General features: G+C 67.6%; 23 protein-coding genes. 14 read left to right on the plus strand and 9 right to left on the minus strand.

Translation table 11 applies throughout. From position 1 onward, the window contains the following. Positions 1–57: 57 nt before the first annotated feature. On the plus strand, positions 58–1,566 hold the full coding sequence (locus tag ACFVVK_RS15355) for a CHAD domain-containing protein (protein ID WP_390268602.1): 1,509 nt from the start codon (positions 58–60) through the stop codon (positions 1,564–1,566). A 40-nt stretch (positions 1,567–1,606) separates the two neighbouring features. Beyond that, positions 1,607–2,503, plus strand: a complete 897-nt coding sequence (locus ACFVVK_RS15360) for an SDR family oxidoreductase (protein ID WP_390268605.1) — start codon at positions 1,607–1,609, stop codon at positions 2,501–2,503. 78 nt (positions 2,504–2,581) lie between these two features. Here ACFVVK_RS15360 and ACFVVK_RS15365 read toward each other — a convergent pair whose 3' ends face one another. After that, entirely contained in the window at positions 2,582–3,145 is a 564-nt protein-coding gene (locus ACFVVK_RS15365; RefSeq protein WP_390268608.1) for an NAD(P)H-dependent oxidoreductase, read from the minus strand. A gap of 127 nt (positions 3,146–3,272) precedes the next feature. Here ACFVVK_RS15365 and ACFVVK_RS15370 point away from each other — a divergent pair, with 127 nt between their 5' ends. Both ACFVVK_RS15370 and ACFVVK_RS15375 read left to right on the plus strand, forming a co-directional pair. Beyond that, complete coding sequence (locus ACFVVK_RS15370; RefSeq protein WP_390268611.1) at positions 3,273–3,905, plus strand: TetR/AcrR family transcriptional regulator; 633 nt, start codon at positions 3,273–3,275, stop codon at positions 3,903–3,905. 38 nt (positions 3,906–3,943) lie between these two features. Beyond that, positions 3,944–5,011, plus strand: coding sequence for a Gfo/Idh/MocA family oxidoreductase (locus ACFVVK_RS15375; protein ID WP_390268614.1), 1,068 nt, complete (start codon positions 3,944–3,946; stop codon positions 5,009–5,011). Positions 5,012–5,104: 93 nt separating this feature from the next. Here ACFVVK_RS15375 and ald read toward each other — a convergent pair whose 3' ends face one another. Next, positions 5,105–6,223, minus strand: coding sequence for an alanine dehydrogenase (gene ald / locus ACFVVK_RS15380; protein WP_390268617.1), 1,119 nt, complete (start codon positions 6,221–6,223; stop codon positions 5,105–5,107). A gap of 245 nt (positions 6,224–6,468) precedes the next feature. Between ald and ACFVVK_RS15385 the strand changes: the two genes are divergently transcribed. Then, on the plus strand, positions 6,469–7,689 hold the full coding sequence (locus ACFVVK_RS15385) for a PucR family transcriptional regulator (protein WP_390268620.1): 1,221 nt from the start codon (positions 6,469–6,471) through the stop codon (positions 7,687–7,689). Here the strand turns inward: ACFVVK_RS15385 and ACFVVK_RS15390 are convergent. The 3 genes from ACFVVK_RS15390 to ptsP all read right to left on the minus strand — a co-directional run bounded on the left by ACFVVK_RS15390 (position 7,686) and on the right by ptsP (position 10,276). Further along, a complete protein-coding gene (locus ACFVVK_RS15390) occupies positions 7,686–7,973 on the minus strand; it encodes a hypothetical protein (RefSeq protein WP_390268623.1) in 288 nt (95 codons plus the stop codon). The two genes, ACFVVK_RS15385 and ACFVVK_RS15390, sit on opposite strands and share 4 nt — an antisense overlap. 129 nt (positions 7,974–8,102) lie before the next feature. Then, positions 8,103–8,513: a helix-turn-helix domain-containing protein gene (locus tag ACFVVK_RS15395; protein ID WP_390268626.1), complete on the minus strand. Its 411-nt coding sequence runs from the start codon at positions 8,511–8,513 to the stop codon at positions 8,103–8,105. 77 nt (positions 8,514–8,590) lie between these two features. Further along, positions 8,591–10,276 (minus strand): phosphoenolpyruvate--protein phosphotransferase, encoded by a 1,686-nt coding sequence (gene ptsP / locus ACFVVK_RS15400; RefSeq protein WP_390268629.1) that lies wholly within the window; start codon positions 10,274–10,276, stop codon positions 8,591–8,593. A gap of 183 nt (positions 10,277–10,459) precedes the next feature. Here ptsP and ACFVVK_RS15405 point away from each other — a divergent pair, with 183 nt between their 5' ends. From ACFVVK_RS15405 to ACFVVK_RS15425, 5 genes are all read left to right on the plus strand, one after another. Further along, the gene (locus ACFVVK_RS15405) at positions 10,460–11,188 is read left to right on the plus strand and encodes a TetR/AcrR family transcriptional regulator (protein WP_390268632.1); all 729 of its coding nucleotides are present in this window, start codon (positions 10,460–10,462) and stop codon (positions 11,186–11,188) included. A 58-nt stretch (positions 11,189–11,246) separates the two neighbouring features. Beyond that, the gene (locus ACFVVK_RS15410) at positions 11,247–13,253 is read left to right on the plus strand and encodes a PTS mannitol transporter subunit IICBA (RefSeq protein WP_390268634.1); all 2,007 of its coding nucleotides are present in this window, start codon (positions 11,247–11,249) and stop codon (positions 13,251–13,253) included. Further along, on the plus strand, positions 13,253–14,401 hold the full coding sequence (locus ACFVVK_RS15415; RefSeq protein WP_390268637.1) for a mannitol-1-phosphate 5-dehydrogenase: 1,149 nt from the start codon (positions 13,253–13,255) through the stop codon (positions 14,399–14,401). The genes ACFVVK_RS15410 and ACFVVK_RS15415 overlap by 1 nt, the downstream gene beginning before the upstream one ends. A 464-nt stretch (positions 14,402–14,865) precedes the next feature. Continuing rightward, on the plus strand, positions 14,866–15,339 hold the full coding sequence (locus tag ACFVVK_RS15420) for a MarR family winged helix-turn-helix transcriptional regulator (RefSeq protein ID WP_390268640.1): 474 nt from the start codon (positions 14,866–14,868) through the stop codon (positions 15,337–15,339). 50 nt (positions 15,340–15,389) lie between these two features. Beyond that, positions 15,390–16,616, plus strand: coding sequence for an MFS transporter (locus ACFVVK_RS15425; protein WP_390268643.1), 1,227 nt, complete (start codon positions 15,390–15,392; stop codon positions 16,614–16,616). Between the two features lie 54 nt (positions 16,617–16,670). On the opposite strand, the gene ACFVVK_RS15430 is transcribed toward ACFVVK_RS15425, so the two are convergent. The 4 genes from ACFVVK_RS15430 to ACFVVK_RS15445 all read right to left on the minus strand — a co-directional run bounded on the left by ACFVVK_RS15430 (position 16,671) and on the right by ACFVVK_RS15445 (position 21,692). Beyond that, the gene (locus tag ACFVVK_RS15430) at positions 16,671–18,122 is read right to left on the minus strand and encodes a sugar porter family MFS transporter (RefSeq protein WP_390268646.1); all 1,452 of its coding nucleotides are present in this window, start codon (positions 18,120–18,122) and stop codon (positions 16,671–16,673) included. Between the two features lie 258 nt (positions 18,123–18,380). After that, complete coding sequence (locus tag ACFVVK_RS15435; protein ID WP_390268648.1) at positions 18,381–20,039, minus strand: MDR family MFS transporter; 1,659 nt, start codon at positions 20,037–20,039, stop codon at positions 18,381–18,383. A 102-nt stretch (positions 20,040–20,141) separates the two neighbouring features. Beyond that, a complete protein-coding gene (gene rraA / locus ACFVVK_RS15440; protein WP_390268651.1) occupies positions 20,142–20,618 on the minus strand; it encodes a ribonuclease E activity regulator RraA in 477 nt (158 codons plus the stop codon). A 108-nt stretch (positions 20,619–20,726) separates the two neighbouring features. After that, positions 20,727–21,692, minus strand: coding sequence for a thermonuclease family protein (locus ACFVVK_RS15445; RefSeq protein WP_390268812.1), 966 nt, complete (start codon positions 21,690–21,692; stop codon positions 20,727–20,729). Between the two features lie 344 nt (positions 21,693–22,036). Here ACFVVK_RS15445 and ACFVVK_RS15450 point away from each other — a divergent pair, with 344 nt between their 5' ends. The 4 genes from ACFVVK_RS15450 (at position 22,037) to ACFVVK_RS15465 (ending at position 26,214) form a co-directional block, all read left to right on the plus strand. After that, positions 22,037–23,302 carry an MFS transporter gene (locus ACFVVK_RS15450; RefSeq protein WP_390268654.1) on the plus strand — a complete coding sequence of 422 codons (1,266 nt, stop codon included), beginning with the start codon at positions 22,037–22,039 and terminating at the stop codon, positions 23,300–23,302. Positions 23,303–23,452: 150 nt separating this feature from the next. Beyond that, a complete protein-coding gene (locus ACFVVK_RS15455; protein WP_390268657.1) occupies positions 23,453–24,052 on the plus strand; it encodes a helix-turn-helix domain-containing protein in 600 nt (199 codons plus the stop codon). A gap of 287 nt (positions 24,053–24,339) precedes the next feature. Beyond that, positions 24,340–25,551: an NADP-dependent malic enzyme gene (locus ACFVVK_RS15460; RefSeq protein WP_390268659.1), complete on the plus strand. Its 1,212-nt coding sequence runs from the start codon at positions 24,340–24,342 to the stop codon at positions 25,549–25,551. 162 nt (positions 25,552–25,713) lie between these two features. After that, positions 25,714–26,214, plus strand: a complete 501-nt coding sequence (locus ACFVVK_RS15465; RefSeq protein WP_390268662.1) for a DUF456 domain-containing protein — start codon at positions 25,714–25,716, stop codon at positions 26,212–26,214. Positions 26,215–26,239: the final 25 nt, after the last annotated feature.

Raw genomic sequence — 26,239 nt, forward strand, 5'->3', positions numbered from 1 at the left:
GGATACCCCGGGGCTAGTGGCCCAGTCCATTCGTTGCCTGCGGCCCTATAATTCAGTATGGACGCCGCCCAAAGTGTGGAGACTGAACGGAAATTTGATGTCCCCCGGCCAGAGCTGACCCCGCCCCTGCAAAACCTGCGCGGCGTGGGCAGCGTTGATGAGCCGGTGGAGCACTTGCTTGAGGCCCAGTACTTCGATTCATCCGACTTGGTGCTGGCAAGACACCGCATCACGCTGCGGCGCCGCTCGGGCGGCGAAGACGACGGGTGGCACTTGAAACTTCCGCTCGACGACGCCGATTCCCGGCGGGAGCTGCAGGAGCCCCTCGGCACTGGGGACACTCCTCCCGAGGCCCTTGTGCGGCGGATCAGGGTGCATCTGCGCGGGAAGAAGCTCGTCCCGGTGGTCAGGTTGAGCACCCGCCGCGTCGTGCACCGGCTTCGGGGCGCAGATGACACGGTGTTGGCCGAAATCGCTGATGACCACGTGCATGCCGAACCCCTCCTGCCGGGACGGGCAGGGCATGACTGGCGGGAGTGGGAAGTTGAACTGGTCTCCGGCGGCCCGGACCTGCTCGATGCGGTCCAGGACAAGTTCGCCGCCGCCGGCGTGCACCGGGCCGGCCACGCCTCCAAACTTGCCCGCGCGCTGGGACGCTCGAACCCCGAGCCGGCAGCGCCGCCGGACCGGACCCGCGCCGGGACTGGCGGGCGAATGCTGAGGACCTACGTGAACGAACAGGTCCAGGCGCTGCAGGAGCAGGATCCGCAGGTCCGCGACCACGTCCCTGATGCCGTGCACCAGATGCGTGTGGCCACCCGGCGGCTGCGCTCGGCGCTGGCCACGCAACGGCGCCTGCTCGAACCCGAGCCCGCTGCCGCCCTGCGCGCAGAGCTGCGGTGGCTCGCCGGGGTCCTTGGCGAGGTCAGGGACACCGAGGTCATGCAGGAACGCCTCCTTGAGCTGCTGGCCACCGAACCGCAGGAGCTCGTCATGGGTCCGGTCGCCCGCCGCATCAACGAGGAACTCTCGGCGGCCTACGGTGACCATTACCGCACCCTGCTCAAGACGATGGACCAAGAGCGGTACTTCCGGCTGCTGGATTCCCTCGACGAGTTCCGGAACGATCCGCCGATGACGGCCAAGGCCGACAAGAAGCCCAAGTCGGCGGCGGCAGCCATTGGGAAGGACGGGAAGCGCCTTCGCAAAGCGGTGAAGGCGGCCCGGGCCAACCGCGGAACCCCCCACGGCGACGAATCCCTCCACGAGGCCCGCAAGGCCGCCAAACGGCTCCGCTACGCCGCCGAAGCCGCTTCAACAGTCGACGCCAAGCAGGCCCGCCGCCTGGAACAAGCAGCGCACAGCATCCAGAAGGTCTTGGGCCGGCACCAGGACAGCGTCGTTGCGCGCGAGGTCCTGCGCCGGCTGGCCGTGGAGGCCTTTTCGCAAGGCGAAAACGCGTTTTCGTACGGCCGTCTCCACGCCCTCGAACAAAACCTGGCCGCCGAAACCGAGGCAGACTTCTACGGCAGCTGGACGACCTTCCCCGCCAAACTCCTCAAATAGCGGCCGCGGGCCGGCCGAACAAGGCTAGCGGGAGCACCATATGACTGATCCCAAACCGGTCCTCGTCGTCGGCGGCACGGGCCACCTCGGCGGCCAGGTCATTGATGAACTGATGAGCCGGGGCAAGAAGGTCCGGGCCTTGGTCCGCCCCGGATCGGATGCCAGCAAACTCGAGGCCAAGAACGTCGGGATTGCCCGGGGCGACATGCTCGCCCTGGACTCCCTCGTCGCTGCCATGACCGGCGTCGATGCCGTAATCACCACTGCCGCCGGCTACACCCGGCGCGACAAGCAGGCGCGGGAGATCGACACCGTCGGCAACGCCCATCTCGCCCAGGCGGCAGGCCGGACCGGCGTGCGGCGCTTCATCCTGACCAGCATCCTTACCTGCGATGAGACGCCAAACATCCCGCATTTCTGGCACAAGAAGCTGGCGGAAGACAAGCTGGAGGAGCTGGGTGTGCCGTTTGTCGCGCTTCGCCCCGGCGCGTTCCTCGACCAGATTGCCCGGAGGGGCGGAGACCCGTTCGCGAAGAAGCGGCTCATGTGGTTCGGAACCAAGACCGTTCCGCTGACCTTCGTCCTCACCGCCGACCTCGCCGGCTACCTGGCGGCCGCGGTCGACGCGGACGTCGCCGACGGCGAACGCATCGACATCGGCTGGAACCGCCCGGTCAGCATGCAGGACGTGGCCGACATCGCCTCGCGGATCGTGGCGGCGCAGATTCGCGTCCGCGCAGTTCCAGCGAGCCTGGTCCGCGCCCTTGGCCTCACGCTCGGGCGGCTCGACCCGATGGTCAAGGACATGGGCGCGATGTTCGGCTGGTTCGGGACCGGCAGGTACGTCGCCGATACCTCCCGGCAGGCCGAAGTGTTCGGGCCGGTCCCCGCCGCGGAGGAGGCAATCGCCCGCTTCGCCAGGAGCCTGGGGCACTGAGCGGGCCGGCCCTTAAAGCACAAGGCCCCCGGCAGCCGGTGCTGCCGGGGGCCCGATGGAACTGAGGGGTGCCGTGGGCTATGCCGCTTCGGCGGCCGGGGCTTCGGCCAGCGCGTCGAAGACGCCCTTGATCTGCTCGACGACCTCTGCGTCGTCCTTCGGGTGGACCTCGGCGAAGCGGACCATCGAGCCGGGAACTGCCAGTTTGACGTTCTCCAGGACCTGGGCGCCGGCGATGCCGACAGCCTTGCGGGCCTCGTCCTGGGCCCAAACGCCGCCGAACTGGCCAAAAGCGGTGCCGACGACGGCGGTGGGCTTGCCGGACAGGGCGCCGGCGCCGAACGGGCGGGACAGCCAGTCGATGGCGTTCTTCAGGGAGGCCGGGACGGTGCCGTTGTGTTCCGGCGTGACCAGCAGGATGGTGTCGGCGTCGTTGGCTGCGGCGCGCAGGGCGGCGGCCGCTGCGGGCACCTGGCCTTCGACGTCGATGTCCTCGTTGTAGAACGGGATGTTGCCAAGGCTCTCGTGAATGATCACGTCGACCTGCTCCGGCGCGTTGAGCTGGATCGCCTCGGCGAGCTTCTGGTTGGTGGAGCCTGAGCGCAGGCTGCCGACGAGGGCGAGGACGGTCTTCTTGGACATGTGGACTCCTATGCATCGTTGCCGGGGAGGGGTACCGCCGGCTGACTGTCGTGGAGGCTTTTGGGGCCTTCATCCATGCTAAACGGACTGCGGTCCGGTTATATTCCCGGGGGCTAGAATCAGCGGTGTGAGCCTCATTCCCATCCGCCCCGGTGCCCAGTCCGGGGGAAGCCGTGCCGCCGGGCCGGCCGCCGACTCCGAGCGGCGCGACGCCGCGCGGAACCGTGAGCTCCTGCTCTGCGCCGCCCGGGAAATCGTGGAGGAATCCGGCGTCGACGCGCTCACCATGGACCGGCTGGCGCAGCGCGCCGGGGTGGGGAAGGGGACCGTCTTCCGGCGCTTCGGCAGCCGTGCCGGGTTGATGATGGCGCTGCTCAGCGGCGCCGAGGCCGACTTCCAGGGCCGGTTCATGTTTGGCCCGCCCCCCGTGGGCCCCGGGGCACCGCCCCTGGACCGCTTGGTTGCCGTCGGCGCGGCGCGTATTTCCTGGGTCCTGGAATTCGGGGAGCTGGCCCGGGCCGCCGAGGCCTCGGTCTACAACCGCTTCGATGTCCCGCCGGCCGTCCTTTGGCACCGCCACCTCGAGATGCTGCTGCGCGAAGCCGGCGTGACGGCGGACCCGTGGCTGCTGGCGTCGTTCCTCGGCGCGGCGCTGGAACCTGAGCTGCTGCTGCATTCCGTCCGGGTGCACGGGATTTCCCCTGACCGCCTCGCCGACACGTGGCGGGAACTGGTCACGCGGATGGTAGGCCGGGGATAGCCGGACCCGCCCGGCGGCCCGAGCGGTAGCCTAGGCAAATGACCAACGATTCAGCGATCGACCAAACAGGTGGGCCCATTCGCACCGCAGTCGCCGGGTTCGGCCTCTCGGGCAGCGTCTTCCACGCCCCGTTCATCGCCGCAAACCCGGCCTTTTCGCTGGACGTCATCTCCACGTCCGACGCCGCCCGGAAGTCTGCCGCCGCCGGCAGTTACCCCGCCGCCCGGATCGTCGACAGTCCGGCCGACATCCTGTCGCTCGCCGACGGGCTGGACCTGGTGGTGCTCGGCACGCCGCCGGCCACCCACTACCCCCTGGCGAAGGCGGCGCTGGAAGCCGGCCTCGACGTCGTCGTCGACAAACCCTTCGCCGTGCGCAGCGCCGAGGGGCAGGAGCTCATCGATCTCGCCGCGCGCCTTGGCCGGGTACTCACCGTGTTCCAGAACCGGCGCTGGGACGGTGACTTTCTCACGGTGAAATCCCTCGTGGAGACGGGAGCCCTCGGTACCGTGACCCGATTCGAGTCGCGGTTCGAGCGTTGGTCGCCCGAGGTCGCCAAAACCTGGAAGGCGGGCGCGACCGCCGACGAGGGCGGCGGTGTGCTCTTTGACCTTGGCACCCACCTGCTGGACCAGGCGCTGCAGCTCTTCGGCCCGGCCACGGTGACGCACGCGGAGCTGTCGGTCCGGAGGGCGGGGGAGAAGGCCGATGACGACGTCTTCGTGGTCCTGCGGCACAGCGCCGGGGTGACCAGCCACCTCTGGATGAACATGCTCTGCGCCCAGCAGGGGCCGCGCTACCGCATCCTGGGCAGCGGGGGCGGCTTCACCAAGCACGGCGTGGACCCGCAGGAGCCGTACATCGTGGCCGGCGGCGGGCCGCTGGACGAAGATTACGGCGTCGAGGATCCGGACTGGGCGGGCCTGCTGGGGCGCGACGGGCATCTGGACCGGCTGCCCACCGAACGCGGCGCCTACCCGGAGTTCTACCGGATCCTGGCGGCCAAGATCGCCGACGGCGGAGCAATCTCGTCGCTTCCCGTGCCGGTCGACCCCGCGGGGCCGGTTGAAGTGCTGCGGCTCATCGAGCAGGCGAGGTCGCTTTAGGGCACCCATCGCCTTAAACACCCATCGACTGCTCCGTAACCGCCGCTTTGTGGGTCCAAAAGGGCCGGTGGGGAACAGTCGACGGGGTGGAACCTACGCGGAGACCAGCTGGTGCCAGTCGGCGACGAGGGGCAGGTTGTGCGCCTCGGAGACCGATCGGTGCGCCACCTTGCCGCCGGCGATGTTGAGGCCGGATGCGAGGGCCGCGTCGCGCTCGAAGGCGGCCTTGACGCCCAGGTTCGCCAGGGCGACGCCGTAGCGCAGGGTGACGTTCGTCAGGGCGTAGGTGGACGTGTTCGGCACGGCGCCGGGCATGTTGGCCACGCAGTAGAAGATCGTGTTGTGGACCTTGTACGTCGGTTCCTGGTGGGTGGTGGGGTGGGTGTCTTCGAAGCAGCCGCCCTGGTCCACGGCGATGTCCACCAGTACGGAGCCGGGCTTCATCCGGGACACAAGCTCGTTGGTGACGAGCTTGGGGGCCTTGGCGCCGGGGATCAGGACCGAGCCGATGACGAGATCGGCGTCGACGACGGACTTTTCGATTTCGTAGGAGTTGGACGCGACGGTCTTCAGGCGGCCCTGGTACTGGGCGTCGAGCTCACGCAGCCGGTTGATGTTGATGTCCAGGATGGTGACGTCGGCGCCGAGGCCCAAGGCCATGGCGGCGGCGTTGGTGCCGGCGACGCCGGCGCCCAGGACAACGACCTTGGCCGGGCGGACGCCGGGGACGCCGCCAAGCAGCACGCCTTTGCCGCCGGCCGGGGCCATCAGGGAGGTGGCGCCGACCTGGACGGAGAGGCGGCCGGCGACTTCGGACATCGGGGCCAGCAGGGGCAGGGTCCGGCCCTCCTGGACGGTCTCGTAGGCGATGGCGGTGACGCCGGAGTTGATGAGCTCCTGGGTCAGTTCCGGCTCGGCGGCCAGGTGCAGGTAGGTGAAGAGGATCAGGCCCTTGCGGAAGCGGTGGTATTCGGCTTTGACCGGCTCCTTGACCTTCATGATCATGTCGGCTCGGGCCCAGACGTCGTCGGCTTCGGCAACGATCTCGGCGCCGGCGATGGCGTATTCTTCGTCCGTGATGCCCGAGCCCAGGCCAGCGCCACGCTCAACGAGGACCGCGTGGCCGTGGGTGCGGAATTCGTGGACGCCGGCCGCCGTGATGGCGACGCGGAACTCGTTGTTCTTGATCTCTTTGGGTACACCGATGATCATTTGTTGGCTCCAGTGCTGGCGGCCTCGTGGGCCTGGATTAGCGGGGGGATTCGTACTTCCAGAATAAATCCGGCTGTGAGGCAGGCGACACGTGCGTCGGCCGCGCCTGGAGCGTGATTCGCGTCATTCCGCGGTTTTTCAAATCCCCAGATAGACATCTGTCGAGGGCGGGGGCGTCAGGTGTCGGCTCGTGTCCGTCGTGGCGGCATTCGCTGGGCGGCCATCCGGGGAAGTAGTGTTGCAGCATGCAGCAGCAGGACGTGGAGCAGCTTGTGGAGCAGGTGGCGCAGCGGCTGGGCCGCGGCCTCTCCCTCGAGGACCTTGACGGTCTGCTCCTTGCTTACAGCTCGAACCAGTCGCACGCCGACCGCGTCCGCGTGAACTTCCTGCTGAGCAAGCGCGTCCCGGTGGACGTGATTGCCTGGCAGCTCTCCCATGGAATTGCGACGGCGGTCCGGCCCGTCGTGGTGCCGGCCAACGCGGACCTAGGCATGCTGGGCCGGGTGTGCGTGCCGCTGCTGGTGCGCGGCTTCAGGGTGGGGTACTTGTGGGTCCAGCTCGACGCCGGGGAGCCTAGTGCCGCGGCCGTCCTCGCCCAGCTGCCGGACGTGGCGCGTGAGCTGGAGCAGCTGTCCTCCCTGCTGCTGGACTCCAATACGGCCGAGTCCGAATTCCGCCGCAAACGGGAACAGGAATTTTTGGCCGCCTGCGCCGGGGAGACCAACGCCGTCGCGGCCGTGGCCGGCTGGAAAGAGGTCCAAGGCAAGGGGCCGTGGCAGCTGGTGACCGTGCTTGACGCCGATGGCTGGGCGGGCGGTTCGGACCCGATCGCTGACACGCTCATCCACCGCTCCGCTGCGCTGCAGGCCACCATCGGTGTGGACGCGGCGCTCTTCAGCGCCGGCACCGAAACCCACTCCGTGGTGCTGTTCAAGGAATCGACAGGGCGGGCGGACCATGCCCAGGTGCTGGTGCACTACCAGCTGGAGCTCGCCAAACGCTCCGGGCGCCCCGTCCGGCGGATCATCCTGGGCACCAGCGAGGGTTTCGCCAAGCCGCGCGAACTCGCCGAGGCCTACCGGCAATCACGGCAGGCGGCCCAGGCCGCGGCAGTGGACCCGCAGCTGGGCGAACTGGTGGACTGCCGGGCCACCGGCGTCTACCAGCTCCTGGCGTCCGCTGGCGGCGGGGCCGGGGCCTGGGCGGACGCGGGATCGGTGTATTTCCGGCTCCTCGAGGACCACGACCGCAACCACGAGCTGCTGCCCGTGCTGGAGCTGTTTTATGACAACGACGGCTCAGTCCAGGAAGTCGCAACCAAGCTGCACCTGCACCGGAGCAGTATCTATAACCGCCTCGGCCGGATCCGCCAGTTGCTGGGCGTGGACCCGCTGAAGGGAATGGTGCGGCTGGAACTGCATGCCGCGCTCAAGGCGAGGCGCTGGGCGGGCCGGCCCCGGATTTAGCCCTCGCGCTTGGAGGCGTCGCCGTCCAGTGTCAGTCCCGGGTCGTTGCCTGGAGTGTCGCCGGCGTCGTGGCCTGCGCTGCTAACTGCGGCGTTGCCGCCCTTGCGGGCAGCGCTCCGGCGGCGGGAGATCCGGCTGTCCACCCAAAGCGACACCGCAACGAATGCCACCCCGCTGGCCATGAAAGTGCCGGTATTATTCAGGCCCATCGCGGTTCCGATGATGCCGGCAAGCAGCATGGCGGCGAGACCCGCCACGATGTGCCATCCTCTGAATTTACCCACGATGCAAGTTTAACCTGCTGCCCGTCCGTGTCTCCGCGCCCGAGCGCGATCGTTGCTTGATCCTTATCACCGCTTCACGAAGCACGGGGGCCGCCGTCATGCTGGCTGACCGGCGGCGCCGTGACCGTACTATCCTTCGTCGGCGTCTTCGGCGGCGCCTTCCCCTGCGTTGCGGGTCTTTTTCTGCGCTTCGAGCCAGGCCATGACGTCGGCCAGCCGGATCCGCCGGTGCGTTCCCCGGTATTCCACCGGGATTTCGCCGCGGTCGGTCATGTTCCGCAGAAACGTGTGCGAGATCCCCGCCAGTTCCGCTGCCCGGGACGTCGTCAGCATCTCCTCGACGCTGCTGACCGTGACCGCCTCGCCGCGGCTGAAGCGGCCCAGCAAGTCGACGACGGCGTCCCTCGCCCCGTCCGGCAGGCGGTGGACAGTGCCGTCGACGAACACCGTGATGTCATGGCTGCCGTCGAGGGCGTACTTGAGTTTCTGCGCGTCCTCGGCCGGCAAGCCGGCCGTCACCCGGGGAGCTATCAGTGCCATGTGTGCATCCTAGCGGCTACTTCCCACGGGAGGATCAGCCAGGGGTCCGTCGGCGCACCCGCCGACGGACCTCCCGCTCACAGCCCCAGGTCCTCCAGGACCGGCAGTTTCGCCCGGACCCAGGCCCGGGCCTCCGTGGCGCTCGGCGCGGACAGGGCCAGCTTGGCAAGCTCCTGCGCTTCGGCCAAGGTGACCGTTTTCAGCACGGCAGCAACGGCCGCGATGGAGCGCGCCGTCATGGACAGTGTGGTGACACCCAGGCCCGTGAGGACGACGGCGAGGGCCGGGTCCGCCGCCGCCTCGCCGCACACGCCCACGGGCTTGTTGTGGCCCTCGGCCGCCGAGCCTTCCACCGTCAGGCCCACGAGCCGCAGCACGGCGGGCTGCCAGGGGGTGTTCAGGGCCGCGAGAGGGCCGAGCTGGCGGTCGGCGGCCATGGCGTACTGGGTAAGGTCGTTGGTGCCCAGGCTCGCGAAGCCGACCTCGCGCAGGATGGTCTCGGCTGTCAGGGCGGCCGACGGGACCTCCACCATCACGCCGGGGGTCTTAATGCCTGCCGCTTCGCACAGCGAGGCAAAGCGGGCGGCCTCCTCAGCGGTGGAAATCATCGGGGCCATCACCCAGACGTCGGCCTCGGATGCCTGCTCGGCCAGGGCGATCGCCTGCAGCTGGCGCTCCAGGACGCCCGGCGTGGTGAAATCGGTCCGGTAGCCGCGGACGCCCAGGGCGGGGTTGGGCTCGGTGGCATCGGTCAGGAACGGCAGTGGCTTGTCCGCGCCGGCATCGAGCGTTCGCAGGACCACTTTCTTGCCCGGGAAGGCATCGAAGACGCCCTTGTAGGCCGCGGCCTGTTCCTCCACCGTCGGTTCGGTGTCCCGCTCCAGGAAGCAGAACTCGGTCCGGAACAGGCCCACGCCCTGGGCGTTGAGGCCGGCCGCGGCCACGGCATCCTTGGCGCCGCCGACGTTGGCCAGAAGCGGGACGAGGTGCCCGTCCGCCGTCGTGCCCGATCCGTCAAAGGCGGACAACAGTGACGCTGTGGCGGTCCAGTGGGCTGCCGCGGCGCGCTCGGTTTCCCCGGGCTCCGCGGTGATGAGCCCGGCAGCGCCGTCGACGTACACCTCGGTGCCGTCGGCAAGCTCATCGACGCCGGCGGCGGCCACAACGGCGGGCAGGCCGAGGGAACGGGCGATGATAGCGGTGTGGGACTGCGGACCGCCGCCGGCTGTGACCAGCGCCAGGATCTTTTCCGGATCCAAGGTGGCGGTATCGGCCGGGGCCAGATCCTCGGCGATGAGGATGAACGGGGTGGCGGACACGGGAATGCCCGGCGCGGGAACCCCGCGCAGTTCAGCCACGATCCGGGACCGGACGTCCAGGACGTCGGTGGCGCGCTCGGCCATGTAGCCGCCTAGGTTGTGCAGCATTTCCGAGACGGAGGCGCCGGCCTCCCAGATGGCCCGCTGCCCCGAGGTCCCGCGGCCGATCAGCTTGGTGGCCGATTTGAGCAGCATGGTGTCAGTGGCCATGAGGGCCGTGGCCTCGAGGACGGCCTTGCCGTCGCCGGAGACCGTCTCGGAGCGCGCCTTGAGCTCGTCGTGCACCGCCTTCGCCGCGGTCTTTAGTGCCGCCGTCGCCTCCTCCGCCGTGACGCCGGCGGCCAACTGCTCACCGGCGGGCGGCTCGCTGATCGGTTTGGGCATCTGCCGGACGGTGCCGATGATGCGGCCTGGGCTTACGCCAACTCCTGGGAAGTTCTGCACTGAAGGTCCTCATTCTCTGTCGTAGGCCAGTGGCCGGTCAGCCGATAAACCAGGTGCCGTCATTGATCCTGCTTATCCCTTGTGCCTGCCGCTGACGGCTACGTCAGCGGCAGATCGGGCACCTGAAAAAATTGTATGTGATGTAGTTCATATAGCGTTGCTATAGGTGCTAGGGTAGCGGTTATGAGTATCGATGGCCAGCTACCACCTAAGGCCCGGCTGCTGCGCGCGGCCGCCGAGCTGCTGGCCAACTCAGGCGGATCTGCAGTCTCGACCCGCCAGATCACGCAGTTGGCCGGTGTTACGGCTCCGACCCTCTACCACCACTTCGGCGACAAGGAAGGGCTGTTCGACGCCGTCGTCGCAGCAGGTTTTGACGAATACGTCGCGGGAGAACGCGACTTTGCGCCCTCTGGCCAGCCGCTGGAGGACATCCGGAGGATGTGGGACAACCACGTGCAGTTCGGGCTGAAGCAGCCGGAACTGTACCTCGTCATGTTCGGCAATATTCGCCCTGAGAGCCGGCCGGCGATCGTCGCCGACGCCGAGGCCCTCATGGAGGAGATGCTGAACAAGGCGGCCGTCTCCGGCCAGCTCAACGTTCCGCCCAGGGAGGCGGCCAGGTCCATCCTGGCGGCCAACGTGGGCGTGACGCTGATGCTCATCGCGGAAAAAGCGCCCGAGCGCAACCTCGAGCTCTCCGCCATGACCCGCGACGCCATGGTTTTTGCGGTTTCCACGGAACGGGCCCGGAACAACGGATCCGTTGACAGTGGGGCATCCTCTGTGGTTGTGGCGGCCATCGCGTTGAACGCGGCTCTCCAGGCGTCCCACTCCGACCAGCTCTCCAGTTCGGAACTCAAGCTCTTCCTCGAATGGCTCCACCGGATCTCCAACAGCTCCACCAGCTAGCTCGGCGTAAATATCGAATCATCCTGCAAGGCAGCGGGAACGACGGTTAGGAAATCACATGGCAACAGAGACAGTTGCGAAACCACGCACCAGCGCGCGGGTACACGTCCAAAAATTCGGGACGTTCCTGTCCGGGATGATCATGCCCAACATCGGTGCTTTTATCGCCTGGGGCTTCATCACGGCACTCTTCATCCCGGCGGGCTTCTTCCCCAACGAGGAGCTCGGTAAGCTCGTCGGTCCGATGATCACGTACCTCCTTCCGCTCCTGATCGGCTACACCGGCGGCCGCATGGTCCACGGGGTGCGCGGCGGCGTAGTGGGCGCGGTGGCCACCATGGGTGTGATCGTCGGTACGGACATCCCCATGTTCATCGGCGCCATGATCCTGGGCCCGCTCACGGCCTGGCTCATGATGAAGGCCGATAAGATTTGGGAAGGCCGCGTCAAGCCCGGCTTCGAAATGCTGATCGACAACTTCTCCGCCGGCATCCTGGGCGCCATCATGGCGGTGGTCGGCATGCTGGTGGTCGGCCCCGTGGTGAAGGCATTCAGCAACGGCGCCAGCGCCGTGGTCGAATTCCTCGTCATCAACGGCCTGCTGCCCTTTACCAGCATCTTCATTGAGCCTGCCAAGGTCCTGTTCCTGAACAACGCCGTCAACCACGGCATCCTCACGCCCCTGGGCACTCAGCAGGCGCTCGAGCAAGGCAAGTCCATCCTGTTCCTGCTCGAGGCCAACCCCGGCCCGGGCCTCGGCGTCCTGCTCGCCTACTCGTTCTTCGGCAAGGGCCTGGCCAAGGCGTCCGCGCCGGGCGCTGCCATCATCCAGTTCGTCGGCGGCATCCATGAGATCTACTTCCCGTACGTCCTCATGAAGCCGATGATGATCCTCGCCGCAATCGGCGGCGGCATGACCGGCATCTTCACCCTGGTGGTCACCGGCGCCGGCCTGCGGTCCCCGGCCGCCCCTGGCAGCATCATTGCCGTCTACGCCGCAACCGCACGCGACAGCTACGTCGGCGTGACGCTGTCCGTGCTGTTCGCCACCACGGTGTCCTTCCTCATCGGCTCGGTGATCCTGAAGGCCAGCAAGGCGCCCGCCGAAGACGAACTTGACCAGGCCACCCACCGGATGGAAGCCCTGAAAGGCAAGAAGAGCTCGGTTTCCGCAGCCCTGATCGGTGAGGGTGTGGGTGCCAGCGGCGTCGCCGTCCTGGCCAACCCGATCAAGAACATCGTCTTTGCGTGCGACGCCGGCATGGGCTCCAGCGCGATGGGCGCCTCCGTGCTTCGCAACAAGATCAAGGCCGCCGGGTTCCCGGACGTCAAGGTCACGAACTCGGCCATTGCGAACCTCAGTGACACGTACGACGTCGTCATCACGCACCAGGACCTGACCGAGCGGGCTAAGCCCGCCACCAGCAGCGCCGTGCATGTGTCCGTGGACAACTTCATGAACAGCCCGCGCTACGACGAGGTCGTGGAACTGGTCAGGTCGAGCAACGCGGACCAGGATGCCGCCGCCGCCGCTGGTGCGCCTGCCGCCGGCGCCGCACCTGCCGCCGGGGCAGCCGCTGCCGCTGCCGCCGTCGACACTTCGGAGGCCCCCACAGAAGCCGCGGCCGGCCCCGCGGACATCCTGGTGGCCGACAGCGTTGTCCTCACGGGCGCTGCGACCACACGCGACGCCGCGATCGACGAGGCCGGGCAGCTCCTGCTGGCCCGCGGCGCCGTCGACTCCGGCTACGTGGACGCCATGCACGAACGCGAGGAATCCGTCTCCACCTACATGGGCAGCTACCTCGCCATCCCGCATGGAACTAACGCCGCGAAGGACCACATCATGAAGTCCGCGGTCTCGGTGATCCGCTACCCGAACGGCATCGACTGGAACGGCAAGGAAGTGAAGTTCGTGGTCGGCGTCGCCGGTGTCAACAACGAGCACTTGCAGATCCTGGCCTCGATCGCCAAGGTCTTCACCAACAAGGCCCAGGTGGCGCAGCTGGAGGCGGCCACGACGGTCGATGAAGTGCTGGCCCTGTTTGGAAAGGTCAATTCCTAGTGAAGGCTGTTCATTTCGGAGCCGGGAACATCGGGCGCGGGTTTGTGGGCTTGCTGCTGCACGGGGCGGGGTATGAGGTGGTGTTCGCGGACGTCGCGGACGCCCTCATCAGCCAACTGGCCGCCGCGGACCGCTATCAGGTCCACGAGGTGGGGGACAACCCTGCCGTCCTCACGGTCGACAACTTCCGGGCGCTGAACTCCGGCACCCAGGAAGCCGCCGTCGTCGCAGAGATTGCGACGGCGGACATCGTCACCACCGCCGTGGGGCCGCACATCCTGAAGTTCGTGGCGCCGCTGATCGCCAAAGGGATCGCGGCCCGCGCCGCCGGGCTGGCGCCGCTGCAGGTGATGGCGTGCGAGAACGCCATCAATGCGACCGACATCCTGAAGTCCGAGGTCGCTGCCCAGTGGGATCCGGCCGCCGGCTCCCTGGACGCTGCCGCCGTGTTCGCCAATACGGCGGTGGACCGGATTGTGCCCAACCAGGAGGCCGGGCAGGGTCTGGACGTGACGGTGGAGACGTTTCATGAGTGGGTGATTGACCGCACTCCCTTCGCCGGGCAGGAGCCGGTGATCCCGGGAGCGACCTTCGTGGACGACCTCGCGCCGTACATCGAGCGCAAGCTGTTCACGGTGAACACGGGACACGCCGCGGCGGCCTACTTTGGTTTCGAGGCCGGCCTCGGCAAGATCGCCGAGGCCATGGCCGACCAGGACGTCGCGGCCGACGTGCGCGCCGTCCTGGACGAGACCAAGGAGCTCCTGGTGGCCAAGCACGGCTTCAACCGGGCCGAACAGGAGGCCTACGTGCAGAAGATCCTGGGCCGCTTCGCCAACCCGCACCTGCCGGACACCGTCAACCGGGTAGGCCGTGCCCCGTTGCGCAAACTCAGCCGGAACGAACGCTTCATCGGACCCGCCGCAGAGCTGGCCGAGCGCGGCATCGTCCCGGAAGCGCTGCTCGGGGCAATCGCCGCGGCCTTGCGGTTCAACGACCCTGCCGACGCCGAGGCCGTGGAGCTAGCTAAAATCCTGTCCGCGTCCACGCCGGACGAGGCCACGGAAAGGATCACCGGCCTGCCCGCGGGCCACCCGCTGTTCGCCGCCGTCTCCTCCCTCATCGAGGAAGCCAAGGCAGTCGTCTAGCCCTAACCGGAAACGCCGAGCACTGACACCGACGCCGCAGCTCACCTGAGCTGCGGCGTCGCCGTGCTTAAACCCACCACCGAACCCGACGCTCCCTGAGATCCGGCGGGTTTTCCGGTGACGCTCCCGCAGGTCATGAGGGTTTCGGGGTGACGCTCCCGCAGATCCGGCGGGTTTTCTTGTGACGCTCCCGCAGATCCGGCGGGCTTTCTGGCGACGCTCCCGCAGGTCATGGGGTTTTTTTGGTGACGCTCCCGCAGATCATGAGGGAATTGGGGTGACGCTACCGCACGCGACGGACGAACGCGGGTATTCCGTCACCACTGATGAGGGATGGCCTGCGTTCCACGTGCGAAACGTGAGGGAGGGTCTGCCCAATCGGTGCGAAACGTGAGGGAGCGTCGTATCTCGGCGGGTGTCTGGCCCTTGACCATTAGGGCGCCTAACTGTTAGGCTACCTAACTATGAACCCCAGTGCACCGGCAGACCCCGGTCTCCTCGGTCTCGCCCAGGATTTCCGCGAGGCCCTCCGCCACAGCATCTACCTCGTCCGCCGCCTGGACGCGGACGGCGAACTCAGCGCCGCCCAGCTCAGCACCCTGAAGATGCTCATGGACACCGGACCCAGTTCGGACGGCGGCACCGGTGTGCGGGTGGGCGAAATAGCCCGGAACCTCGGCGTTAAAGTTCCCAGCGCCACCGAACAGATCATCAAGCTCGAGCGTGCCGGCCTCGCCCGCCGGGAACCGGACCCCAGCGACTCCCGTGCCGTCCGGGTGACCCTGACCGGGGCAGGCCGCGCCGCCGTCGAAGCCGCCAACGAACGCCGCAACGCTGTCATGGCCGGCATCCTCTCCTCCCTGACGGACGACGACCGCGCCGCCCTCGCGGCCGCCCTGCCCGTCATCGGCAAGATCAACGCGACGCTCCAGGCCTAGGTCTCAACCACGAATTCCCACCATTTTTTCCACTGATTAGGAGTGCCCCCATGCACGGCCAGTCCGCCGACACCCTGCCGGCCGCCGAAGTTACCCTCGAGGCCGAGAAAGCCTCACTGCTCAAACAGCCCAAGGCGGTGTGGGCCACGGCGCTCGCCGCGGTGTTCGCCTTCATGGGCATCGGCCTGGTGGATCCCATCCTGCCAGCGATCGCCAAGAACCTGGACGCCACGCCGAGCCAGGTGTCGCTGCTCTTTACGAGCTACTTCTTGGTCACCGCCGTCGCGATGCTGATCACCGGCTACATCTCGTCCCGGATCGGCGGGAAGCGCACACTGCTGATCGGGCTGGCAGTGATCGTCGTGTTCGCCTCGCTGTCCGGCACGTCGGGCAGCGTGGCTGAGCTGATCGGGTTCCGGGCCGGCTGGGGGCTGGGCAACGCGCTGTTCGTGGCCACGGCGCTGGCCGTGATTGTCGGCGTGGCGAGCGGCGGCGCCGGCACCGCAATCATCCTTTACGAGGCCGCCCTGGGCCTGGGCATCTCCCTCGGCCCGCTCCTGGGCGCAGTGCTCGGCGGCTGGCAGTGGCGCGCACCCTTCTTCGGCACCGCCGTGCTGATGGCCTCCGCGTTCATCGCGCTCATCACCCTCCTGCCCAAGACCCCGCTGCCCGAGCGCAAGGTCCGGCTCCGGGATCCGCTGCTGGCGCTGGGCCACAAGGGGCTCAGGACGACGGCGGCCAGCGGCCTGTTCTACAACTACGGCTTCTTTACCGTCCTCGCCTTCACGCCCTTCATCCTGGGCATGGACGCCTACGGGATCGGCGGTGTGTTCTTCGGCTGGGGCGTCGCCGTCGCCGTCTTCTCGGTGTTTGTTGCCCCCGTGCTGCAGAACCGCTTCGGGGCCGTCCGGGTCCTCACCGGCACCCTGGCCCTGCTGATGCTGGACCTCGTGGGACTGGGCCTGGCCGCCGGGCGCTCGGTGCCCGCCGTCGTCGTCCTCGTCGTCATCTCCGGAGCGCTCCTGGGCATCAACAACACCCTCTACACGGAACTGGCCATGGGGGTTTCGGACTCGCCGCGGCCGGTGGCGTCCGCGGGCTACAACTTCGTGCGCTGGATGGGCGGCGCCCTGGCCCCGTTTGCCGCCGCGCAGCTGGGCGAGCACTTCGGCCCGCAGGTGCCGTTCTACGCCGGGGCGCTGGCCATGGTGGCCGCGATGGCCGTGGTCTTCGGCGGACGCCGCTACCTCGCGGCGCACGAACCGCACGTGGTCTAGCGGCCCCGGCGGGATCCGGGTGCCCGCTCCGGGCACCCGGATCCCGCCGCAGGGTCAGGCCCTGGCCGAACCCTTCGCCGAACCCTTGGGCACGAACAGCGTCTCGGCCTGCTCAAGGGACATGCCGTTGGTCTCGGGCACCTTGAACATCACGAAGAAGAACGACGCCGCCGCAAACAGCGCATACATGGCGTACGTCAGGGGCAGCGAGGCCGCAGCCATGACCGGGAAGCTCAGGGTGATGGCGAAGTTTGCCACCCACTGCGCGGCGGCAGCCAGGCCCAGGGCCCGGGCCCGGATCCGGGACGGGAAGATCTCGCCCAGCAGCACCCACACCAGCGGGCCCCACGAGGCGCCAAAGCTGATGACGAAGACGTTGGCGGCGACCAGCGCCGCAGGCCCCCAGGCGCCGGGCAGGGTAATGGAATCACCGGAGCCGGTGGCCGAGCCGAAGGCCAAGGCCATGGTGCCCAGCGAGAGGGCCATGCCGATGGAACCGGCGAGCAGGATGGGGCGGCGTCCGATCCGGTCCACGAGGGCGATCGCCACCAGCGTCACCAGGATGTTCGTGATGGATGTGGCCACGGAGATCGTGAGCGAATCCTTTTCCTGGAAGCCCACGGCCTTCCACAGGGTGGTGGAGTAGTAGAAGATCACGTTGATGCCGACGAACTGCTGCAGCACCGAGAGAATAATGCCGATCCAGACCACAGGCTTCAGGCCCAGGGCGTCGCCGCGCAGGGACCCCTTCTGGCCCGCGAGCTTGTCCTCCTCGATGGCAGCCTTGATCTCGCGCAGGTGGCGGTCGGAGTCCTCGTCCGGGGCGATCGACTTGAAGACTCTCAGGGCCTCGTCGTCCTTGCCCTTGAAGACTAGGAAACGCGGGGATTCCGGCAGGGTGAACGCGATCCAGCCGTAGATGACGGCGGGGACGGCTCCAGCCAGGAACATCCAACGCCAGGCCTCGATGCCGAGCCACAGGCTCTGGTCCGCGCCGCCGGCGGTGTTGGCGAAGACGGCGTCGGAGAGCAGGGCGGCAAAGATGCCGGTGGTGATGGCAAGCTGCTGGAGCGAGGCCAGGCGTCCGCGGACCTGGCGGGGAGAGATCTCCGAGATGTAGGCGGGTGCGATGACGGAGGCCAGGCCGATGCCCAGGCCGCCGATGAGCCGCCAGAAGATCAGGTCCCAGACGCCGAAGCAGAAGCCGGTGCCGACGGCGCTGGCCAGGAACAGCACGGCGCCCAGCTTCATGGCCGGAATCCGGCCGTAGCGGTCGGCCACCTTGCCTGCGAGGTAGGCTCCCACCGCGCAGCCCAGGAGGGCGACGGCTACGGCGAAGCCCGTCACGGCCTCGCTGAGCGCGAACTCCTCTTTGATGGCGTCGACGGCGCCGTTGACCACCGACGAGTCGAAACCGAAGAGGAAGCCGCCGACGGCACCTGCAACGGCCAGCCAGATGACCCGTTTGGGGATCTTGGCGGTGGTCTGGTCCTGGGTGGTGGTCATGGGGCTCCCTCGGCAACTCGCGGTCCACGGCCTGCGCCGCAGCTACCCAGTCTTACACCGGACGCGGTGCGGCGCCTGTCACACGGCCGGAAAATGTAAGCAAGCTTACACATCTGGCGGTGGCGGCTGCCACGCGGCGCAGGCTTTCAGGCCGACGTCGCAAGTTCGGCCGCGTAGTTCAAAGAAACGGCAACGGCAGCCAGCCCGAAAGACTGACTGCCGTGACGCGTCCGGGCTTGTTGCCGAGAGCGGTTGAGCCTAGTGGGCGGCGGCCGCGGCACCCTCCCTGGCGGCCGTCTTCGGGTCCGTGAGTTTCTTGTTCGGCAGGGCGAACGTGATCAGGAAGGCGATGCCGGTGAGCACTGCGGCAGTAAGCATGACGGCGTCGATCGACTGGGCGAAGCCCTCGGTGATGGGACGGGTCAGCGTGGAGTTGGCGGTGTGCAGCCAGCTGGTGTCATTCAGTGAGTCGTTGTTGGCGCCGTTCTTGAAGAAGTCGTAGAGCTTGGCGTTGGCGGGGTCGGCAGCCACAGCCGGATCCTTGAGCACCTTGAGGTAGTCTGCGTTCTGCGCGGCGTCCTTCATGCCGGCGGCGATCTTGTCCGCGGCGAGGCTGAAGAGCATCGAGATGAACACGGCCGTTCCAACCGCGCCGCCCATGGAGCGGAAGAACGCGGCGGACGACGTGCCGACGCCCATGTCCTTGGACGGAACGGAGACCTGCATGGCCAGCGTCAACGGCTGCATGCAGAAGCCCAGGCCCAGGCCGAAGAACACGGCAATGGCGCCCGGAACCCACAGCGGCGTGTCAACGCCGAGGGAGAGTCCCATGACGACGGCGGCGCCGGTCAGGACCGCGGTGCCCAGGATCGGGAAGATCCGGTACGTGCCGGAGGAAGAGATGGTCCGGCCGGCCGTGATGGAGCCGGTCAGGATGCCCACCGTGAAGGTGATCATCATGAGGCCCGCCTCGGTGGGGGTCAGTCCCTTGACCAGCTGCAGGTACATCGGAAGCATCGCGATGGCGCCGAACATGCCGATGCCGATGATGAAGTTCAGCAGCGACGACAGGCCGAAGGTGGTGTTCCGGAACAGCCGCAGCGGAATCAGCGCGTAGTCGCCGGCGCGCTTTTCGGCCAGCAGGAACGCGATGATGCCCACGACGCCCAGCCCGTAGCAAAGGTAGGAGTTGGTGGAGCTCCAGCCCCAACTGCGGCCCTGTTCGGCGACGAGCAGCAGCGGAACGATCGCCAGGGTGATGGCGGCGGCGCCCCAGTAGTCGATCTTTTGCTTCACGTGCTTGGCCGGGAGGTGCAGGTACATGAACACCACGGCCAGGGCGGCGAGGCCGATCGGCAGGTTAATGAGGAAGACCCAGCGCCAGCCGTCGATCCCGAGGATGGTCTCGGTGCCCGCGAAGGCGCCGCCGATCACCGGCCCCAGGACGGAGGAGATGCCGAACACCGACATGAAGTAGCCCTGGAACTTGGCGCGGTCCTTGAGCGCCACGATGTCGCCGATGATGGTCAGCGCGAGGGCCAGGAGGCCGCCGGCACCCATGCCCTGGATGCCGCGGGCAATGGCGAGTTCGGTCATCGAGTGGACCGACCCGGCGTAGAGCGAGCCGGCCAGGAAGATCAGGATGGCGATGAGGTACAGCGGGCGGCGTCCGAAGATGTCGCTGAGCTTGCCGTAGAGCGGCGTGCTCACTGTGGACGTGATGAGGTAGGCGGTGGTGGCCCAGGCCTGCAGCGACAGGCCGTCGAGGTCGTTGGCGATCGTGTAGATCGAGGTGGACACGATCGTCTGGTCCAGCGACGACAGGAACATGCCGAGCATGAGTCCAACCATGACGGTGACGGTCTGACGGTGGGTCAAGACCTCTCCCGCGGCGCGCACGGAGGTGGTTTTGGACATGACTGCTCCAAGGGAAGTGTGGGGTTTAAGCGGATAGTTGCTTTCAGTAACTATGTTACGGCCAGAAATGGTCCCGCTGGTACCACCAGGAGAAGAAAGACCTCAGCGCTCGAGCAGAATTCCGTCCGGATCGCACCAGATCAGGGCGCCGGGGCGGACGGCCACGCCGTCGAGCTCCAGCGGCACGTCGATTTCGCCGGCGCCGGCCTTGGCACTCTTGCGCGGGTTGCTGCCCAGCGCCTTCACTCCAAGCGGCAACTCGGAAATCGCCACCCGGTCCCGGATGGCGCCATTGATGACGACGCCGGACCAGCCGTTCGCCACGGCGCTCGCCGCAATGAGGTCCCCCATCAGGGCCGTGCGGAGGGAACCCGCGCCGTCCACCACCAGGACGGAGCCGTTGCCGGGAGTGGCCAGCACGGACTTGACCAGGGCATTGTCCTCGAAGCACCGGATGGTCCGGACGGGGCCGCTGAAATGGGTGTGGCCGCCCAGGGACTGGAATTGCAGAGACACGGAGTCGAGCTCCGTGCCGCGCTCGTCGTAGAGGTCGGCGGTATTGACGGCGGAAGCGTTCACGGATTCTCCTAGTTGTTGAAAGCGGAAGGTAGCAGCGGTTTCACCCCCGAGACTCGCACATGTGACTGCATTTTGCCGAGTCTCGGGGCGCAGAAGAATCATTTGGAACTATCTTTTGCTGCACGGCCTCCAGGTCTTTCCGCCGGGCGCATAGCAGCGGGGACCGGTGTACCCCGGATACGGGTTGGGCGCCGGAGCCGGAGCCACGTACACCGGTGGCACGTAGGGGGCCGGCGCCGGGGGTACGTAGGGCGCCGGGGCGGGCGCCGGGGGTACGTAGGGCGCCGGGGCGGGGGGCAGATTGCGGATCCGTTCGGCCTCCGCTGCGGCAGCCTGCGCGGCAGCGGCCGCCGCAGCGGCTTCTCGGGCCTTCCGTGCGGCTTCGGCTGCGGCAGCATCGGCGATTTGCTTCTTCTTTGTGCCAATGGCGGTCTGTCTGGCCGACCCGGCTGCAGTCGCCGCGGCCAGCCTGCTGACGAGCGCCGCCATCTTGGCAGGCTTGTATGCCGACCAGTGGATAAGCTTCTTGGCGCTGGACTCGGCTTTGAGCGCCGCCACGGCTGCGAGAGCCGTAACCAGTGCGGCATGGCCCTTGTCTAGATCTGACACGGAAGTCGTAAGAGGGGCCGCAACTAGGGCATCTACAGCAGCCGCGGCGCTCTCAATCCGCTGCGCCGGCAGGCAAGGGATGCTGGCCGAGTTCAGGCCGACCCCCCGAGTCCGGGCCTCGTCGAAGGCCGCAACCACCGGAGGATAGAACTTCCGGTTGGGTTCGAACAGAACGGGAACTCCCAGGCCCAGCCGGGCGATTTCGGCGTTGACTAGCTTGCCGCTTGAGTCAAAGACCCCGGCCAAGGTGCGTCCGTACTTGTCTAGGGGCTCGGCGTCGAGTTCGAGCCTGACCTGGGCGCCAACCGGCAACAGCTGTTCGAGGCCCTTGGTCGCTTCTGGTCCCATACACTCCACGGGCGCGTTCGGGTCCTTAGTTTCCGGAGTGTCAACGTTCAGAAGCCGAACAGTTTTTTCCTCCCCGTTTATTGAGGCCTTGAAAGTGTCGCCGTCGATGATGCGCACGACAGTGGCCGGGGCTGAGCCAGAGCCGGTGTCTGCCTTTGCGGCAGGTTCTGTCTGGGCAGCGGTGCCGGAGTTGCAGCCGCTGAGTGCCAGAACCGCCGCCAGGGCAAGTCCGGCGGCCTGAGTTCGGGCGCCGTAGCCCGACTTTGGTGACAACAAGATAGATTCCCCCGCGGAATGAGTGATGATGACTTACTCCAAAATTGGAGGTTCATCGATGACCTTACTGTGCCGGAACGGAAATCTGCCCGATTCCCGGCCCCGGCAGAAGGCCTCCCCGCGATAGTCTGGCCGCACTGATACGTATGCCTGAACATGTCCGGTCATCAGTTCCAGGGGGAGCCATGAGCATGTCCGATACCACCGCGCCGGCGCTCGCTGAACCTGAACGCCGCGTCCGCCCCGTCTGGACCGCCGGCGTCGTGCTGGTCAACGTCGGCATCAACGCTGCGTTCTTCGGCCCGCTCCAGGTGCTCCTTGGGCAGCAGGCGGCAGCGTTCAGCGAGCCTGACAAGGAAGCCATCCTTGCCCTCGTGACGGGTGCGGGTGCAGTCGTCTCACTCGTCGCCAACCCGCTCTTTGGCGCCTTCAGCGACCGCACCACGTCCCGCAGGGGCCGCCGGGTGCCGTGGGTGATCTTCGGAGCGGTCCTGGGCGCCGCCGCGCTGAGCGGGCTGGCGGAGGCCCCGAATGTCGCCGTCATGACGCTGCTCTGGTGCCTCGTCCAGGCCGGCTGCAACGGCGCCTACGCGGCCATTACCGCCGCCATTCCGGACCGGGTGCCCGTCGCGCAGCGCGGCACGGTGGGCGGTCTTGCCGCCATGGGGCAGACCATCGGGATCCTGGCGGGGGCACTGATCGCCGCCGCCGTCACCGGAGATTTCGCGGCGGGTTACGTCGTCTGCGCCGTGGCGCTGCTCGCCGGCGTCGTGCTTTATTTCTTCAAGAACGACGACGTCCCGTTGCCTCCGGCGGCCAGGCCGCCGTTCGCTCTGGTGACCTTTCTGCGTGGCTTCTGGATTTCCCCGGTCCGCTACCCCGATTTTGCGTGGGCCTGGCTGACGCGCCTGCTGGTGAACATCGGCAACCACATGGTCACCCTCTACCTGCTCTTCTTCCTCAACGACGCCGTGCGTGTCCAAGAAACCGAGGGGATCAAGCCCGAGGTTGGCGTCTTGATCCTGACCGGGCTGTACGCGGTCATGGTGATCGTCACCAGCGTGATCGGCGGCCGGCTGAGCGACCGCATGGGCCGGCGGAAGCCGCTGGTCATCCTCTCGTCCGCGGTGATCGCCGCCGCCGCCCTGATCCTGGCGTTCGCACCGACCTGGCCGGGTGCGCTGGTTGGCGCGTCGGTGCTGGGCATTGGCTTCGGCTGCTATCTGGCGGTGGATTTCGCCCTCATCACGGAGGTGCTTCCGACGGCGCTGAACCGGGGCAAGGATCTCGGCGTCATCAACATCGCCAACTCGCTGCCGCAAGTGCTGGCCCCACTCATCGCGTTTCCCTTCGTGGCCTTCTGGGGCGGCTATGTCGCCTTGTACGTGGCGGCGGCCCTGATCGGGCTTCTCGGAGCCGTGTTCGTGGTGAAGATCAAGGGGGTGGACTGAGGGCGGCGGGCCCTTCCCGGAGGGTACGGAAGCCCCTGCCGGCCAGCCGTCCGCCCAGTTCGGTGGCGTATAGTGGACGGCAATTGCCGCGGCTGCGCTGTGGGGAGATACCTCCGGCTGCCGAGAAAAACGACATCCGGAACGGTGCTGATGCCTGACTTTCACTCAGATCTTCCACCGATGGCCCCTCCGCCCACTCTGCCCCGGCAGCGTCTCCGCTATTTACGGATTTTGGACGTTGCCGCGGGGTTTGCGCGCAAGGGCCTGGACTCGGTGGTCCTTTCCGAGGTGGCGGCCAAGGCGGATGTTCCGCTGGGGACCCTTTACCGCTACTTTCCCTCGGCCACCCAGCTGGTCCTGGCGCTCTACCGCAAACAACTGGGTGACCTGCACGCGGGGAGCTCGCCCCCGGCCGGAAAAGCCGCGGGCAAAGTTGCGGCCCCGGACCTGGCGGGCGTAACGATGGAGATCTTCCACATGCGCCTGATGCAGCCTGCGGTGGAACAGTGCCTCAGCCGAGCGATGTACGTCAAGGATACGGACACCACGCGGCTGCTGCGGGACATCGATGCCACAGCCGAGAAAGCAGTGACAGCTGCGTGCGGCGACGCCGCCGTTGCCCGGGTCCTGTTGCTGACAGTCACGGGACTGGTCCAGGCCGTCCGCTGCCGCCGGCTCTCCCTGTTCGAAGCGGAAGAAGACTTGAAGAAGGCCTGTTCGCTCCTGCAGCGCGCGCAGGAAGCGGCGTAACTGGTCTAGACCAAAGCTGCCACAAAAGTCCCCATACGCGTGATCTGGCTCACTAATCCTACGGAAAACCTTCCCCTGAGCTGAGGGACGGCCCTGGGGTGGCGCAAGCGGCAGAATTCGTTGCTTACCATTACTGGACCGGAGACGGCTGATCAGCAGCTCCGGGGGTTCCGCCGGCTACCGCCACCTCTGGTTGCCACCGACGCCCCGCCAGACCAACTCGGGCACCCCCTGTGCCCGAGCTTCCCCGAGCCGTGCGCCCACGGTGATTCCCAGGAGACAACGACGTGTCCACTGAAACCATCATTCCTGCCGCTTCCGCTTCCCCGGCCGAGACAGTTGCCGCGCTCAGCGACGAGGAAATCTTCGCATCCCACCAGGGCGGGAAGCTTTCGATTTCCAGCACCGTCCCACTCGCCAGCAAGCGCGACCTCTCCATTGCCTACACGCCAGGCGTCGCCCAGGTGAGCCGGGCCATCCACGCGGATCCGGAGCTCGCCAAGACCCTCACATGGGCCCAGCGCCTGGTGGTCGTCGTCAGTGACGGCACGGCTGTTCTGGGCCTGGGCAACATCGGTGCGAGTGCCTCGCTGCCCGTGATGGAGGGCAAGTCCGCACTCTTCAAGGCCTTCGGAGAGCTCGACTCCATCCCGCTGGTCCTCAACACCACCGACGTCGACGAAATCGTCGAGACGCTCGTGCGGCTGCGCCCGAGCTTCGGTGCCGTCAACCTCGAGGACGTGGCCGCTCCCCGCTGCTTCGAGCTCGAGGAAAAGCTCATCGAGGCCCTGGACTGCCCGGTCATGCACGATGACCAGCACGGCACCGCCGTCGTCGTCCTCGCGGCCCTCACCAACGCCGCCAAGGTCACCGGCCGGACGCTCGACAGCCTGCGCGTGGTTGTCTCCGGCGCCGGGGCCGCGGGCATCGCCGTCGCCGAAATCCTGCTGACCGCAGGGATCGGCGACGTCGTCCTCCTGGACTCGAGGGGCGCGATCAGCAAGGACCGTGCGGACATCGCCGCCGACCCGGCCAGCAAGAAGGCCGAACTCGCCGCCCGCAGCAACCCGCGCGGCGTAACCGGCGGCCCGGGCGAGGCGTTGCTCGGCGCGGACGTGTTCGTTGGCGTCTCCTCCTCCCGACTGGACGAGGAACACCTCAAGCTGATGAACCACAGCTCGATCGTCTTCGCCCTGTCCAACCCCGACCCGGAAGTCCTCCCGGAGGTCGCCAGCAAGTACGCGGCCGTCGTCGCCACCGGCCGCAGCGACTTCCCGAACCAGATCAACAACGTCCTGGCCTTCCCCGGCATTTTCCGCGGAGCCCTCGACGCCGGCGCCCGCCGGATCACGCCGGCCATGAAGCTCGCCGCGGCCCGGGCCATCGCCGAACTGGCGGAGGACGATCTGTCCGCCGACTACATCGTGCCCAGCCCGCTCGACCCGCGCGTGGCCCCCGCGGTCTCCGCAGCGGTTGCGGCGGCGGTCGAGGCCGAGTAGTTCAGCACGGTCAGCGGTCAACAGGCCGGACGACGGCGGCGCTTCCCTTGGGGGCGCCGCCGTTGCCGTTCTGCCGCTCTAATGACCCGGTGGGGTGGCCTGGTGCCATCGCGGATGGGGCCCGGTGCGGCGCGGAGGGATGGCGCGGCCTAGACTGGGGCCATGAACCCCGAGGCTGTCGTCACCGCGCTCTGCGGCCTGGCCATTCTGGTGGGCGTGGCAGGAACGGTCATCCCCGTGCTGCCCGGCAGCATCCTGATCGGGTTGAGCCTGCTCGGTTGGGCGCTGTGGGGCGGCGCCGGGACCACGGGCTGGGTAGTCTTCGGGATCGGCCTGGTATTCGTCCTGGCCGGGATGGCCGCCGGCGCCGTCCTGACCGGCCGGAAACTCAAGCAGCACAGCATCCCGAGCCGTTCCGTGATGGTGGGAATCGTGTTCGGCGTGGTGGGCATGTTCATCATCCCTGTCGTGGGGCTGTTCGCGGGCTTCGCGGCAGGGCTCCTGCTCAGCGAGCTGCAGCGCACGCGGGTGGTCGGTACGGCGGTGGCCTCGAGCTGGGCGGCGCTGAAGGCCACGGGCCTGGGCATGATCGTGGAGTTCGGCCTCGCATGCCTCGCCGCGAGCACCTGGGTGGTCGGCCTCTGGGTTGCCTCGACCGCCTAGCAGCGCGCTGCCGGCCGAACTACCA

This window comes from Arthrobacter sp. NPDC058192, assembly GCF_042883665.1.
Taxonomy (GTDB): domain Bacteria; phylum Actinomycetota; class Actinomycetes; order Actinomycetales; family Micrococcaceae; genus Arthrobacter.